Origin of the sequence: Lederbergia ruris, from assembly GCF_018332955.1 — a bacterium.
Lineage (GTDB): Bacteria > Bacillota > Bacilli > Bacillales > Bacillaceae_C > Lederbergia > Lederbergia ruris.
Map to the genome: position 1 here is coordinate 37,219 of NZ_BORB01000010.1, position 14,197 is coordinate 51,415.

At 40.1% G+C, this 14,197-nt stretch carries 14 protein-coding genes; 13 read left to right on the forward strand and 1 reads right to left on the reverse strand.

Features of this window, described 5'->3' with window-relative positions; translation table 11 throughout:
* Positions 1-191: 191 nt before the first annotated feature.
* Positions 192-713 (reverse strand): DUF2529 domain-containing protein, encoded by a 522-nt coding sequence (locus KI363_RS07400; protein WP_212965985.1) that lies wholly within the window; start codon positions 711-713, stop codon positions 192-194.
* Positions 714-894: 181 nt separating this feature from the next.
* Here KI363_RS07400 and KI363_RS07405 point away from each other — a divergent pair, with 181 nt between their 5' ends.
* From KI363_RS07405 to KI363_RS07465, 13 genes are all read left to right on the forward strand, one after another.
* On the forward strand, positions 895-1,278 hold the full coding sequence (locus KI363_RS07405) for a response regulator (protein WP_158320694.1): 384 nt from the start codon (positions 895-897) through the stop codon (positions 1,276-1,278).
* Between the two features lie 144 nt (positions 1,279-1,422).
* Positions 1,423-2,277, forward strand: coding sequence for a class II fructose-bisphosphate aldolase (locus KI363_RS07410; RefSeq protein ID WP_158320695.1), 855 nt, complete (start codon positions 1,423-1,425; stop codon positions 2,275-2,277).
* A 371-nt stretch (positions 2,278-2,648) separates the two neighbouring features.
* Entirely contained in the window at positions 2,649-3,935 is a 1,287-nt protein-coding gene (gene murA, locus KI363_RS07415; protein WP_212965986.1) for a UDP-N-acetylglucosamine 1-carboxyvinyltransferase, read from the forward strand.
* Positions 3,936-4,459: 524 nt separating this feature from the next.
* Positions 4,460-5,743 (forward strand): transcription termination factor Rho, encoded by a 1,284-nt coding sequence (rho, locus tag KI363_RS07420; protein ID WP_158320697.1) that lies wholly within the window; start codon positions 4,460-4,462, stop codon positions 5,741-5,743.
* A gap of 224 nt (positions 5,744-5,967) precedes the next feature.
* On the forward strand, positions 5,968-6,171 hold the full coding sequence (rpmE, locus tag KI363_RS07425; protein ID WP_158320698.1) for a 50S ribosomal protein L31: 204 nt from the start codon (positions 5,968-5,970) through the stop codon (positions 6,169-6,171).
* 309 nt (positions 6,172-6,480) lie between these two features.
* Positions 6,481-7,110 (forward strand): thymidine kinase, encoded by a 630-nt coding sequence (locus tag KI363_RS07430; RefSeq protein WP_212965987.1) that lies wholly within the window; start codon positions 6,481-6,483, stop codon positions 7,108-7,110.
* Positions 7,111-7,248: 138 nt separating this feature from the next.
* Positions 7,249-8,319, forward strand: a complete 1,071-nt coding sequence (gene prfA, locus KI363_RS07435) for a peptide chain release factor 1 (protein WP_158320700.1) — start codon at positions 7,249-7,251, stop codon at positions 8,317-8,319.
* Positions 8,320-9,183 (forward strand): peptide chain release factor N(5)-glutamine methyltransferase, encoded by an 864-nt coding sequence (gene prmC / locus KI363_RS07440; RefSeq protein ID WP_212965988.1) that lies wholly within the window; start codon positions 8,320-8,322, stop codon positions 9,181-9,183. It abuts the gene before it with no gap.
* 454 nt (positions 9,184-9,637) lie between these two features.
* A complete protein-coding gene (gene spoIIR / locus KI363_RS07445) occupies positions 9,638-10,429 on the forward strand; it encodes a stage II sporulation protein R (protein ID WP_246516801.1) in 792 nt (263 codons plus the stop codon).
* 152 nt (positions 10,430-10,581) lie between these two features.
* Complete coding sequence (locus KI363_RS07450) at positions 10,582-11,643, forward strand: L-threonylcarbamoyladenylate synthase (RefSeq protein ID WP_212965989.1); 1,062 nt, start codon at positions 10,582-10,584, stop codon at positions 11,641-11,643.
* Between the two features lie 102 nt (positions 11,644-11,745).
* A complete protein-coding gene (locus KI363_RS07455) occupies positions 11,746-12,303 on the forward strand; it encodes a manganese efflux pump MntP (RefSeq protein ID WP_158320784.1) in 558 nt (185 codons plus the stop codon).
* 127 nt (positions 12,304-12,430) lie between these two features.
* Positions 12,431-12,871 (forward strand): low molecular weight protein arginine phosphatase, encoded by a 441-nt coding sequence (locus KI363_RS07460; protein ID WP_246516802.1) that lies wholly within the window; start codon positions 12,431-12,433, stop codon positions 12,869-12,871.
* 34 nt (positions 12,872-12,905) lie between these two features.
* Positions 12,906-14,195, forward strand: a complete 1,290-nt coding sequence (locus KI363_RS07465; RefSeq protein ID WP_158320703.1) for a methyl-accepting chemotaxis protein — start codon at positions 12,906-12,908, stop codon at positions 14,193-14,195.
* The last annotated feature ends 2 nt before the right edge of the window (positions 14,196-14,197 follow it).

The following is a 14,197-nucleotide window of genomic DNA, read 5'->3' on the forward strand; positions in this document are numbered from 1 at the left end:
TTGACTTCCTAAAGTGAATATGTAATATTCTATCTGGGCTCCTTGAAAGAGGACTGTTTTTTTATAAATTAACACGCTCCCCATCGCATATTGTAGTGGAGCGTTTTTTTATTGGTTAAAAAGGTTGAATATCTCTTTAATAAAAAAACAGCCTGTTTTGTTTAAAAGCTTTGAACAAAACAGGCTAATTTTTATTCGTATTCAGATAAGATTTCATCTAAAATAAACTTTACAGAGGTGTAAATATAAAGACCTGCGATTAAAGCGGGAAATCCGACTCTTTCTCCATCTTCATTGGGAATAAGTGGTTTCAATACATAAGTATTTATATGAACATCAGCTAAATCTGGGAGTTGTTTGTCATCTGATTTTTTGACTCCTGAAACGGCTACAAAAGAAATGCCTTTTTCTCTAAGCTGTTCTGCCAATTCGATCGCCTCATGATCATCGGAGAAACGTGTAAATAGTATCACTCGGTCAATCGGTTTAAGTACAGTGAGATCTTTTAAAACTTGAACATTTTGTAAAGCTTCTTGTCCGTTGATAGCTTCTATCACAACACCTTTCATTTCTCCGAAGCCTTTTATATAAATGTCTCCCTCTCCCGCAGAAGCTTGTGCCAATAATCTCGCCCCATCTTCAATCGAATAAGCTTCCTTATCCATAATGCGGTTAAAAAGCCCTGATAACTGGGTAGTAAACATTTTTTGCATACTAAAAATCTGCTCCTTTCCCTATGCTTCTCCCCATTATACTGTTGGAAAATGAAGAAAAAAAGATAACAGATCTGAAAAAAGGGATTTTTGAAGGACTAAGTAAAATGAAGATAGAATACTAACAGTGTTGCTGAATTTATATTTTACTATCCTAACTAAAAATAGAGAGGGAGATAAAATGACAAAAAAAATATTAATTGTCGACGATCAATTTGGAATACGCATTTTATTAAACGAAATTTTGCAAAAAGAGGGTTATCAAATCTATCAAGCGGCCAATGGGCCTGAGGCTCTTTCTATCACACAAGAGCATAATCCAGATCTTGTATTATTAGATATGAAAATTCCCGGCATGAGCGGTCCAGAAATTTTGGCAGAAATGAAAAAGATGAAGGCGGACATTGGAGTTATGATTATGACGGCATATGGAGAACATGAATTAATTAAAAATGCCCAAAAATTAGGGGTTATTGCGCATTTTTCAAAGCCATTTGATATTGAAGAAGTTCGCAGTGCTGTAAAAGAGTATCTATTTGGAGGAAATACTGACAATCATTCATAAAGTTAGGTACATTATTCTGGGTGGTAAAATCGTTGGTAATAAACATGTGAATTTGGTATGATAGGAAAGGAAGAAAACTAACTCTTAGGATATAGTCCTAGAATAGCACACCAGTGCGCAGTTTACCCAGAGGAGGAAGAAGCAATGCCATTAGTTTCTATGACTGACATGCTTAATAAAGCAAAAGAGGAAAAGTATGCAGTAGGTCAATTCAATATTAATAATTTGGAGTTTACACAAGCAATCCTACAAGCTGCTGAAGAAGAAAATTCACCAGTTATTCTTGGTGTTTCTGAAGGTGCAGCTCGTTATATGGGTGGTTTTAAATTAGTTGTAAAAATGGTAGAATGCCTAATGGAGGAATATGGAACCACTGTACCTGTGGCCATCCACCTAGATCATGGCTCCAGTTTTGAGGCATGTGCTAAAGCGATTCATGCTGGATTTACTTCTGTTATGATCGATGCTTCTCACGATCCATTTGAACAGAACGTTGAAACAACCGCTAAGGTCGTAGAACTTGCTCATTTCCATGGGGTATCGGTTGAAGCTGAGCTTGGTACTGTTGGTGGACAAGAAGATGATGTATCAGGAAGCATTATTTATGCAGATGCAAAAGAATGTGCAGAGTTGGTTGAACGTACAGGTATTGATTGCTTGGCACCAGCATTAGGTTCTGTTCATGGACCTTACAAAGGTGAGCCCAATCTCGGATTCAAGGAAATGGAAGAGATCGGAAAATTAACAGGAATGCCATTAGTTCTTCATGGTGGTACTGGTATCCCAGTTAAAGATATTCAAAAAGCAATTTCCTTAGGGACAGCTAAAATTAATGTGAATACAGAAAACCAAATTTCTTCTGCCAAAACAGTACGTGAAGTGTTAGCGGAAAAACCTGATCTTTACGATCCACGTAAATATCTTGGACCTGCACGTGATACCATTAAAGAAACGGTTATTGGTAAAATGCGCGAGTTTGGTTCTTCTGGTAAAGCTTAATTATTGAAAACCAAATTGTGATGGCAACCGCCCTTGTTTGGGGGGCGGTTTTCATTGCGGTTTAAAAAAAGATAAAACAAAGCCCGTTACGATTTGGGCTTTGGGACTTTAAATAGTATCTTTGTTCCTCAATGTCACAGTATAACTCCAATCTTATGACCTGCTAAGAGATAGTTAATCTATTGTTGAGCCTCGTATAATGATTTGATTACACAAATGTTAAAAATTACTACTTTTTTACATGTTTCGCCAAATTTCGTATATAATACTATATAACACTAGGCCTGCAGGACGCAGGTCACAAAGGCGTTGCGTCAGGACGGCGCGAACTTAGCCTTTGATCCTTATTATTCCCAGAAAGGACGACTAAGATGGAAAAGCTTAAAATTGCAGGTGGCTATCCTTTGAAAGGTACAATTAAAGTAAGTGGGGCAAAAAATAGTGCTGTTGCCTTGATCCCTGCGACACTCTTGGCTGAGTCGCCTGTAACAATCGAAGGCCTTCCGGATATTTCAGATGTTCATATTTTAAAGGCATTGCTAGAAGAAATCGGAGGAGACGTTCACTTTGATCAGGGAATTATGACGGTGGACCCAGCGAAAATGGTCTCGATGCCTTTACCGAATGGAAAGGTAAAAAAATTAAGAGCTTCTTATTATATGATGGGCGCCATGCTGGGAAGATTCAAAAAAGCCGTCATTGGTCTTCCAGGTGGTTGTCATTTAGGGCCACGTCCCATTGATCAGCATATAAAAGGTTTTGAGTCCCTAGGAGCAAAGGTTACGAATGAACAAGGGGCGATATATTTACGAGCAGATGAACTTCGCGGTTCACGCATTTATTTAGATGTTGTCAGTGTTGGAGCCACCATTAATATTATGTTGGCGGCTGTCAAAGCAAAAGGGCGTACGATTATTGAAAATGCAGCTAAAGAACCAGAAATCATTGATGTAGCAACATTATTAACCAATATGGGCGCCAAAATCAAGGGTGCGGGAACAGATGTAATCCGTATTGATGGCGTTGAAAAATTGAATGGTTGTCGACATACGATTATTCCCGACCGTATTGAAGCAGGTACATACATGATTCTGGCGTCAGCCGTAGGAGAAGGAGTCCTTATTGATAATGTGATCCCTCATCATCTAGAGTCTCTAACAGCAAAGTTACGAGAAATGGGTGTGCAAGTAGAGGTTGGAGATGATCAAATTTTTATTGGTAAGGGAGATAGGTTTAAACCGATTGATATCAAAACTCTTGTCTATCCTGGTTTTCCAACTGATTTGCAACAACCATTAACTGTTCTGTTAACACAAGCAGCGGGTTCATCCATTGTAACAGACACAATCTATTCTGGAAGATTTAAGCATATTGATGAATTAAGAAGGATGAACGCAAATATCAAAGTAGAAGGCCGTTCGGCTATTATTAATGGTCCGTCCGAATTGCAAGGTGCGAAAGTAAAAGCATCTGATTTACGTGCTGGAGCAGCTTTAGTGATAGCGGGCTTACTTGCAGATGGAATTACTGAAGTTTCAGGTCTTGACCATATCGATCGTGGCTATAGTGGGCTGGTCGAAAAGTTAAATGGACTTGGTGCGACCATTTGGCGTGAAAAAATGACCGAGGAAGAAATGGAGCAAATAAAGAATGCTTAGACCAATAGGATGTTGGCAAAAATGGTGAAGGCATGTGGACATGGCGAACTATGTGGTTCATCCCTTACCAAGCACGCATTTTTTAAAAAAGTGCTTTAAAGCGAGTGTAGAGTATAAATAACCATAGAAATGGGGAGTCTAAGATATAAAAACTTTAGACTCCCTTTGCAAGTTTTCCCATTTCCGTGTAATATAGAGACATCTTCAAAGCTTCCTACTCTTCATTGTGTTGCTAACAAGCATCCTTCCCGTACTTTAACAAGAGTTTTAATTAAAAGGATAGGAAAGTATTCGGGCTAATGCTGGATCTAGCTCCAGCGCCCAGCGACTAGCAAACTTTCGGTGCCTTCCTACGATAAGTCAACATCCATTCGCTTTTCAAGCTCATGGTGTTTCCTTTATCTCGTCAGGCCCCTAAAAAGTTTGTACGTCGCTAAACGGGCGCTTGCGCTTTTCTTATGAATCGTTGTATTTGTCTTTATTATTTTTAATATTTTTTGAAATTAAAAAAGTGTGGTGTCATGATGACGGATTTAAACATTTCTTTACTTGCAGATATGAAATTAAAAGAATTATATGAATTAGCTAAGGAATACAAAATTTCTTACTATAGTAAATTAACGAAAAAAGAATTGATTTTTTCAATTTTGAAGGCTCGCGCTGAACGAGAAGGGTTTTTCTTTATGGAAGGTGTTTTGGAAATCATTCAGTCTGAGGGATTTGGTTTTCTAAGGCCAATAAATTATACGGCCAGCTCGGAAGATATTTATATTTCGGCTTCACAAATTCGTCGTTTTGATTTAAGAAATGGTGATAAAGTCTCCGGTAAAGTTCGGCCTCCGAAAGAAAACGAACGTTATTTTGGATTGCTTCATGTCGAAGCGGTCAATGGGGCAGATCCTGAAAGTTCAAAGGAACGCGTTCATTTCCCTGCGCTTACTCCTCTGTATCCTGACCGTCAGATAAAATTGGAAACGACCCCAACCAATCTATCAACAAGAATCATGGATTTGGTTTCACCTGTAGGCTTTGGTCAACGGGGATTAATTGTTGCCCCGCCAAAAGCTGGAAAAACAATGCTATTAAAGTCAATTGCCAATTCTATCACAACCAATCACCCGGAAGCAGAGTTAATTGTTTTATTGATAGATGAACGTCCTGAAGAGGTAACGGATATTGAACGTTCCGTTGATGCGGATGTGGTTAGTTCGACTTTTGACGAGGTACCAGAGAACCACATTAAAGTAGCGGAACTTGTGTTAGAAAGAGCGATGCGACTGGTGGAACATCGTCGTGATGTTGTCATTTTGATGGATAGTATTACACGGTTAGCGCGTGCTTATAATCTAGTTATACCACCAAGTGGGAGAACTCTCTCAGGAGGAATTGATCCTGCAGCATTTCATCGCCCGAAACGCTTTTTTGGTGCGGCTAGAAACATTGAAGAGGGTGGGAGTTTAACGATTTTAGCAACTGCTCTCGTCGATACGGGGTCAAGAATGGATGATGTGATTTATGAAGAATTTAAGGGGACAGGGAACTTAGAACTGCATTTGGATCGCTCGCTTGCAGAAAGAAGAATTTTCCCTGCAATTGATCTTCAACGCTCTGGAACAAGAAAAGAAGAATTACTCATTCCAAAAGAGCAGTTGGATAAACTTTGGAAATTGCGTAAAGCAATGTCTGATACACCAGATTTCATGGAAAAATTCATGCGTAAATTAAAGAAATCTAAAACAAATGAGGAATTCTTTAATATGCTTACGGAAGAATTAAAAGGACGGACAAACAGTAAAACATTAGTTTAATTCCTTCTTTTTCTATACAATTCCCACTGTTTTTAATAGAGAGTGCGGTTACTTAAGAAAAGGAAGATGTTTCCGATAGAAATTCATTGAAAATAATTGCATTCCACATGTAGAGTTGTTATAATAAAAAATGTGTTTTTATTGCAAAGCATGAACACGGGTTTTTCGGATTGTAATTTAACTCTGTTTCAGCAAATGATTCAGGGCATAAGGAGCTGAAAAGAATGAAAACAGGAATTCATCCAGAATATAAAAAAGTTATGGTTAAATGTGCATGTGGGAACGAATTTGAAAGTGGTTCTGTTAAAGACGAAGTGCGAGTTGAAATTTGCTCAGAATGTCACCCATTCTATACAGGACGTCAAAAATTTGCTTCTGCAGATGGACGTATTGACCGATTCAATAAAAAATACGGCCTCAAACACTAAAAGCGGAAGTGCCTGTTCAGCTGCGTACAAACTTTTTAGGGGCCTGACGAGATAAAGGAAACACGGTGAGGACGAAGGACGAACCGATGTTGACTTATCGTAGGAAGGCACCGAAAGTTTGCTAGCAGCTAGGCGCTGTAGCTAGACCAAAGAGAAATAAGATTTGTAGGCTGGAAAAAAACAGGCAAGTACGTTTGCCTGTTTTTTTAATGCTTGAAAATGGAAAATGTAAGATAGAAACGAAATATACCCCTTATCATAATACGATTAAAATGTGCTTGTTGATGTAGAGGAAGGAGCTTTAACTTCATGGAAATGATGAAACAGTCGGGATGGGTGGAGGTTATTTGTGGGAGTATGTTCTCGGGAAAGTCTGAAGAACTAATCCGCCGCGTAAGAAGAATTATTTTCGCCAATCAATCTGTCCTTGTATTTAAACCGCAATTAGATGACCGCTATAGCATAAATGAAGTGGTTTCTCATAATGGAACGGCGATTATGGCGGAAACAATGATATCTCCAGTAGATATACTTCAAAGAGTAGATGAAGATATAGATGTGATTGCGATCGATGAGGCGCAATTTTTTGATGAGAGTCTTGTGGATATTGTGCAACAACTGGCAAACCTGGGGCATCGCATTATTATTGCTGGGTTGGATCAAGACTTTCGTGGAGAGCCATTTGGACCGATGCCTAAATTAATGGCGATCGCGGAACAAGTAACAAAACTCCAAGCCGTTTGTGTGGTGTGTGGCTCACCGGCAAGTCGTACCCAGCGATTAATCAATGGTAAACCGGCCTATTATGAAGATCCGACTATTATGGTAGGTGCTGCTGAGGCCTATGAAGCACGCTGTCGTCACCATCATGAAGTTCCTACAAAACGATCCTCACATAAGTATGATCGACCACTTGAAAACCAGGAAGAGTCTATCTAGTTGCTAAAATGAAAGATGGACAATGGTGCTGGGAAGTCAGCAGCTGAATTTTCCGTTTTTTTCGTGGAATGGTTTGCTTTGAACAAGGCCAACGTTATATTATAGTAATCATGGAAGCCAATTTTTGAGGTGAAAAACATGTTTGATAAATTGCAATCGGTTGAAGAACGTTATGAGAAGTTAAATGAATTATTAAGTGATCCGGAAGTGGTTAGTGATTCCGATAAACTAAGGGAATATTCAAAGGAACAATCCAGTATTGCAGAAACAGTTGAAGTATACCGAGAATACAAAACCGCACAAGAAGAATATCAAGATGCTAAAGAAATGTTAGATGAAAAACTAGATGAAGATATGCGGGAAATGGTTAAAGAGGAGGTCAATGAACTTCAGGAGAGACTAGGGAATCTGGAAGAACGCTTGAAGATTCTCCTTATTCCAAAAGATCCAAATGACGATAAAAACGTCATTATGGAAATCCGCGGTGCTGCGGGCGGGGATGAGGCCGCTTTATTTGCGGGTGATTTGTATCGCATGTATAGCCGCTATGCAGAGGCGCAAGGCTGGAAAACAGATGTGATTGAATCCCATTCTACTGGTCTTGGAGGTTTTAAAGAAATTATTTTCATGATTACGGGAAATGGGGCATTCTCAAAACTAAAATATGAGAATGGTGCTCACCGCGTTCAACGTGTCCCTGAAACGGAATCGGGTGGGCGGATTCATACCTCCACTTCCACTGTAGCTGTGCTACCTGAAGCGGAAGAGGTAGAAGTGGATGTCCATGAAAAAGATATTCGTGTTGATACATTTGCCTCTAGTGGTCCGGGGGGACAAAGTGTAAACACCACCATGTCTGCTGTCCGTTTAACTCATATTCCCACTGGCATTGTTGTCTCCTGTCAGGATGAAAAGTCGCAAATTAAAAATAAAGAAAAAGCGATGAAGGTTTTACGTGCTCGTATTTATGATAAATTCCAGCAGGAAGCCCAGGCGGAATATGATGCGAACCGGAAATCAGCTGTAGGTTCTGGGGATCGTTCTGAACGAATTCGTACTTATAATTTCCCGCAAAACCGGGTAACAGATCACCGCATAGGTTTGACGATCCAAAAGTTGGACCAAATTCTCGAGGGAAAGCTTGATGAAGTGATTGATAGTTTAGTGATTGAAGACCAATCGAAAAAACTCGAGAGCATGGAAGAATAAATGGTAACGAAAAAAGTATTTGAGGCCCTGAAATGGGCTTCTTCTTATTTAAAGAAACATAATCGGGATGAAAATGCTGGGGAATGGCTCCTTCTGTGGATTTTAAATATGGATAGATCTAAGTTGTTAGCAGAACAAAGAATGTCCTTGACAGAGGATCAGTGGCATCATTTTGAACAAGTGGTCAAGCAACATGCCTTAGGAAAACCAATTCAATATATTATCGGGTATGAGGAATTTTACGGGCGAAGATTTATGGTGAATGAGCATGTGTTGATTCCGCGTCCAGAAACAGAGGAGTTAATCGAAGCTGTTTTGCACAGGATCAATCATCTATTCCCCGGAAATCAACATTTGAAGTTGGCAGATATTGGGACAGGTAGTGGAGCTATTGCGATTACAATAAAACTAGAACGTCCGGATTTGGAAGTGATGGCAACGGATATTTCTCAAGACGCTCTAAAAGTAGCCAATAGCAATGCGCAGGTTCTTGGCGCAGATGTCACTTTTCGGCAGGGGGATTTACTTATGCCGATTTTGCAGACTGGCGAAAAATGGGATATTATTTTGTCCAATCCACCTTATATTCCGGCCCATGATGTTCTAGATAAAATTGTCCAAGACCATGAGCCTTCTTTGGCTTTATTTGCCGGGGAAGACGGCCTTGATTTTTACAGGAGATTCGCCTTGGAGTTGCCGAAGGTTGTTCATGAAAAATCGTTGATTGCCTTTGAAATTGGAGCAGGACAAGGGGAAGCAGTCGTCGCCTTGATGAAGGAAGTGTTTCCAACAGCGCTTACGGAAATACTATTTGATATTAATGGAAAAGATAGAATTGTATTAATCCAATGTGGGTCAGAATAGTGTTGCGACGGACAGGTTGTACTAGTGCAAGCGAAGCGACAGGACGTCGCCGCTTGAGCCTGCCGACAGGATGTCGCGCTTTTAGCCGTTCTTCCTTAAAACAGTCGCCTGCGCTTTTCTGTGTCTAGCTCCAGTCTCCAGCATCTAGCAAATTAACGTTTTCTTCCTACGATAAGTCAACATCGATTCACCTTTCAGGTTCATCGTGTTTCCTTTATCTCGTCAGAAATCTTTTAATTTGTACGATGCTAAACGGAGACTTCCGCTTTTCTGTGTCTAGCTCCAGGCGTTAGGGGCTCGAGGTCAAATAACCCTGAACCTAGGAAGGGAAAAGGCACCCTTCCTAGGTTCAGGAACATTTGCTTGTCGCCCCTAGGCAAACGCCTTCCGCATTTCGTGTGTATACGATTCTATTTTTCTGTCTATACTGCTTTTGTAGAGGGGGCAGATGGATATGAAAAAGGAATATATGAAAAAGAGATTCTATCAAAAAAACATTGCGTGGATGTATATATTGGTTTTAGTTATCGGGACAGTGGCAAGCCTAATCTTACCTAAAATGGAAGTAGCGCAGGCAACAGATCCTTTGGTCATTCCTGATGAAGCGATTCGTTTACGTATATTGGCGAATAGTGACAAAGAAAAGGATCAGGCGATTAAACGGGAAATTCGGGATGCTGTAAATGAAGAGATTAATGAGTGGGTGGCGGAATTAACTTCCCTTGACGAAGCTAGGGCGTTGATGATTTCGCGTTTAGATATCATTGAAGAAATTGCCGAACAAAAACTAAAAGAAGCAAATATAGATGATACTGTACAAGTGAACTTTGGTGAAGCGCAATTTCCGACAAAACTTTATGGGCAATATCTTTATCCAGCAGGAACATATGAGGCGATTGTGATTACAATCGGAGAGGGAAAAGGAGCGAATTGGTGGTGTGTACTCTTTCCGCCGTTATGCTTTTTAGATTTCTCTAATAGTTTAGCAGTAAGTGAAGAATCAGAAGAAGCCGTTGAACAGGAACCAACAGAATCCCCATCGGAGGAGGAATTGGAAGCACCTGAAAAGCAAGAGAATGCTGAAAAGAAGGATGAACAGGATGTAGAAACAGAGCTGGATCCAGAGGGATCTGGGGATAACAAAGAAACTGTGGATAACGAAACGAAAGCGGGCGTAGTGGTCAGCCAAGAAGACGAAGTAGAAGTGAAGTTTTTCCTAGTTGAATTATGGGATAAAATTTTTTAAATACCATTTATACACAAAATCAACAGGTTTTATCCACAATAACCAACTAGTTATCCACAAATGTGTATAACTAGTTCGCCTTTTTGTTACTTATCAACAAAAAAACCAAATATAACGGCATTTATAGATTGAATAGAAATGGGGAACAAATTATGAACACGACTCACTGGTCTGTGGAAAATAATGTGGATAATTTCGAAGATTATCCACAGGTTGCTGAAGCTGCCCAGTACATACGGGACAATCAAATTGTGGCCTTTCCAACCGAGACAGTGTATGGATTAGGGGCAAATGCATATTCAGATGAAGCTGTCGCTCAAATTTTCGCGGCGAAAGGCAGACCATCTGATAATCCACTTATTGTCCACATAGCCGAATATCAACAGTTAGAAAAACTAGTAGCGGGAATATCGAAGCAAGTGAAATTGTTGATAACTGCTTTTTGGCCGGGACCTCTTACCTTGATTTTCCCTAAAAAGTCTGGAGTTTTATCTGATTTAGTGACAGCAGGATTGGATACTGTAGCGATTCGCATGCCTAGTCATCCAGTTGCTCTAGCTTTAATTCGTACATCCGGACTTCCAATTGCAGCACCAAGCGCAAATCGTTCAGGTAAACCAAGTCCGACAACTGCCAAGCACGTTGAACAGGATCTTGATGGAAGAATTGCAGGAATTTTAGATGGTGGCGCAACAGGTGTAGGTCTTGAATCGACGGTTTTAGATTGCACTGGCCCGTTTCCGGTCATTTTGCGACCTGGTGGAATTACGAAGGAAGAGTTAGAAAGGGTTGTAAAGGATAAAATTGAAGTTGCTTCTCATTTGCTGGAAAAAACGGATGTACCGCGAGCACCTGGGATGAAATATAAACATTATTCCCCTAGTGCCCCATTATATTTAGTAGATGGGGAAGTGGGATGGATTCAAAGCTTAATTGATGAGAAACGCAAGCAGGGATTTAAAGTGGGGATGCTAGCTTCAACAGAAACACAGTCGAAGTATAAGGCTGACCTTGTACTTGATGTCGGCAGTAGAAACAACCTTGATCATGTAGCCCATCAACTCTATCACACTTTACGTGAATTTGATCAATCTAATGTTGATCTCATTTATTCAGAAATATTTCCTCAATCGGACGTAGGGGTGGCGATCATGAATCGCCTTGAAAAAGCAGCTGGCCATCATTGGGTGATTCAAGAAAAACAGGATTCATGATTTTATCGTCTAATATAATTATTTTTATCTGCTAACCACCTTCTAGTCTTACACATTTCCGCATATGTTTCCCTTATAGGCATGTCCGAAGGGAAAGGGGAAATTAGATTGCTTGCGGAGATAGTGACAGTTATGATCATGGCCTTTGCGGTAAGTATGGATGCTTTTTCGATATCGATTGGTATGGGTGCATATAAAATAAGATTAAGACAGATATTCTATATTGGGCTAGTCGTGGGCATATTTCACTTATTAATGCCGTTACTAGGAATATTTGCTGGTCATTTATTGTCAGGTACTTTTGGAGGGATTGCCATTTATATAGGTGGAATCTTACTCATTATATTGGGACTGCAAATGGTACTTACTATATTTCGATCTGATGCTGGTTCAACTTTCATGCCTGTTGGTTGGGGGGTATTACTCTTTTCCTTTTTAGTCAGTATTGATAGTTTCTCAGCAGGTTTAAGCCTCGGGATCTTTGGCGCAAAGGCCGCGCTCGCTGTCATTTGCTTTTCCGCTATGTCGGTTGGAATGACATGGTGTGGTTTGCTAATTGGCCGTAAAATGCAAAACATGCTCGGGGTATACGGTGAATTATTAGGAGGAATTATCCTCATTGCTTATGGAATAAAGTTGTTAGTGCCGTTTCCGTGGTGAAAAGACAGCTGGAAAATGCTGTCTTTTTTTGTGGAAGTATGGCATAATCTTTACAAAGCAATATGCGGCCTTTTGACCTATGTGTAGGAAAGATATGGGCATGTGAAGAATTTGGAGGGATCATACATTGAACGGATGGAAGGTGCTTTTTATTTGTACCGGTAATACTTGCCGAAGTCCGATGGCTGAAGCAATCTTCAATCATCAATGGGGAGAGAAGGGAATGGCGAAATCAGCAGGTTTATTTGCTGTCGAAGGAGAAAATGCTGCCCAGAATACAATTCGAGTTTTACAGGAAAATGGAATTAAATGTATGCATCAATCTAGAGCATTGAATAAGGATGATCTGGATTGGGCTACCCATGTTTTCACTATGACAACTATGCATAAAGACCTAGTTATGAATTCCTATCCGGCTTATGCTGATAAAATTTTTACACTCAAGGAATTTATCGGGGAAGGGGAACATTCACTAGATATTGCGGATCCCTATGGAGGAGATGACGCTGTCTATCGAAGGACTTTTGCGGAATTAAATGAGTTAATTAGCAAGATGTTTACGGAATAAAACGAAATTCTTATTATTGACGGGAGTAGGGAGTATGACAAAGAAGCAGCGATATCGTTTTGGTTTACAGAAAAAACTAGTCGTATTTACGACTACATTGGCAGTGATTACATTCTCAACGAGTGCTATTTTCTTATATTTTGTTTATCCGTTTGTTGATCCATATATAAATGAGCATGCGTTTACCATTATTACCTTATTATTAGGAATCATTTGGTCTGGGATTCTAGCTTATTTAAGCGCCACCATCATGACGAAGCCACTTCAAAGGTTGAAAGAGGCTGCATCGAAGGCTGGAGAGGGAGATATTGGGACGGATGTTGCGGTAGGAAAAACAGATGACGAGATTAGGGCGTTAGGTCTTGCTTTCAACCAAATGTTGGGTAGTTTACGTGAAATTGTACAGCAGATTGAAGGAAGTGTTACCCAAACAAATACAAATGTGATTGCGATTTCGCAAAAGTCTAAAAAGGTTTCAGAAGAGGCGGAAAGTGTCGCCCATACGATCTCGGAAATATCTTCTGGTGCTGAAAGCTCAGCTGCTGCTATTCAGGCAACAGCGGAATCAGTAGAAGACATTACCAAGCTCGCCCAGCTTGTACAAGAAAAGGCAAGAAGGTCAGAAAATATCTCTCAAGAAATGGTGACAGAATTAAAAGAAAGCCAAAAAGTAGTGGAGTCCCTTGTAGTTGGGATCGGCCAATTAGCGGATAGAAATGGTCAATCCCTTAAGTCTGTTAAAAGATTAGAAGACAATGCTTCTAAGGTGGGGGAAATTATTCATCTCGTGGGAGACATTGCCAATCAGACAAACTTGCTAGCACTAAATGCTTCAATTGAAGCAGCTCGGGCAGGAGAACATGGAAAGGGATTTGCAGTCGTTGCAGAAGAAGTTAGAAAACTAGCAGATGAAAGTGCAAATGCCGTACATGGGATTACAGAGCTCCTACATAATATTCAAACAGAGGTTAAACAGGTAGTAGAACAAATTTCTGAGCAAGTGACTTCTGCGGATGAAGAGGTAGAGAGAGGAAAACAAACCAATCTTGTCATTGCAAAAATGACAGAAACCATCCATCAATCGGCCACATCTGTCGCTGATATATTACAGCTAGTCGATCGGCAAATGGAAAATGTCCAAGAAACTTCAGGACAAGCAGAAGAGGTTGCTGCGATTGCTGAAGAAACCTCGGCAGGTGCGGAAGAAGTAGCACGGGTTGCAAATAAGCAAGCTCAAGACATGGAAGAAATCGACCAATTAGCGATGGCTTTAGAAAATCAGGCCAGCAAATTAAAAGACACAATCGCCCGTTTTTACTTATAATA

Bases quoted from the DNA above. Each gene is read 5' to 3' on its own strand.
- KI363_RS07465 (WP_158320703.1), top strand. From the start codon at position 12,906: ATGACAAAGAAGCAGCGATATCGTTTTGGTTTACAGAAAAAACTAGTC.
- rpmE (WP_158320698.1), top strand. From the start codon at position 5,968: ATGAAAACAGGAATTCATCCAGAATATAAAAAAGTTATGGTTAAATGT.
- KI363_RS07430 (WP_212965987.1), top strand. From the start codon at position 6,481: ATGGAAATGATGAAACAGTCGGGATGGGTGGAGGTTATTTGTGGGAGT.
- KI363_RS07400 (WP_212965985.1), bottom strand. From the start codon at position 713: ATGCAAAAAATGTTTACTACCCAGTTATCAGGGCTTTTTAACCGCATT.
- KI363_RS07405 (WP_158320694.1), top strand. From the start codon at position 895: ATGACAAAAAAAATATTAATTGTCGACGATCAATTTGGAATACGCATT.
- murA (WP_212965986.1), top strand. From the start codon at position 2,649: ATGGAAAAGCTTAAAATTGCAGGTGGCTATCCTTTGAAAGGTACAATT.
- prfA (WP_158320700.1), top strand. From the start codon at position 7,249: ATGTTTGATAAATTGCAATCGGTTGAAGAACGTTATGAGAAGTTAAAT.
- rho (WP_158320697.1), top strand. From the start codon at position 4,460: ATGACGGATTTAAACATTTCTTTACTTGCAGATATGAAATTAAAAGAA.
- KI363_RS07410 (WP_158320695.1), top strand. From the start codon at position 1,423: ATGCCATTAGTTTCTATGACTGACATGCTTAATAAAGCAAAAGAGGAA.
- prmC (WP_212965988.1), top strand. From the start codon at position 8,320: ATGGTAACGAAAAAAGTATTTGAGGCCCTGAAATGGGCTTCTTCTTAT.
- KI363_RS07450 (WP_212965989.1), top strand. From the start codon at position 10,582: ATGAACACGACTCACTGGTCTGTGGAAAATAATGTGGATAATTTCGAA.
- spoIIR (WP_246516801.1), top strand. From the start codon at position 9,638: ATGAAAAAGGAATATATGAAAAAGAGATTCTATCAAAAAAACATTGCG.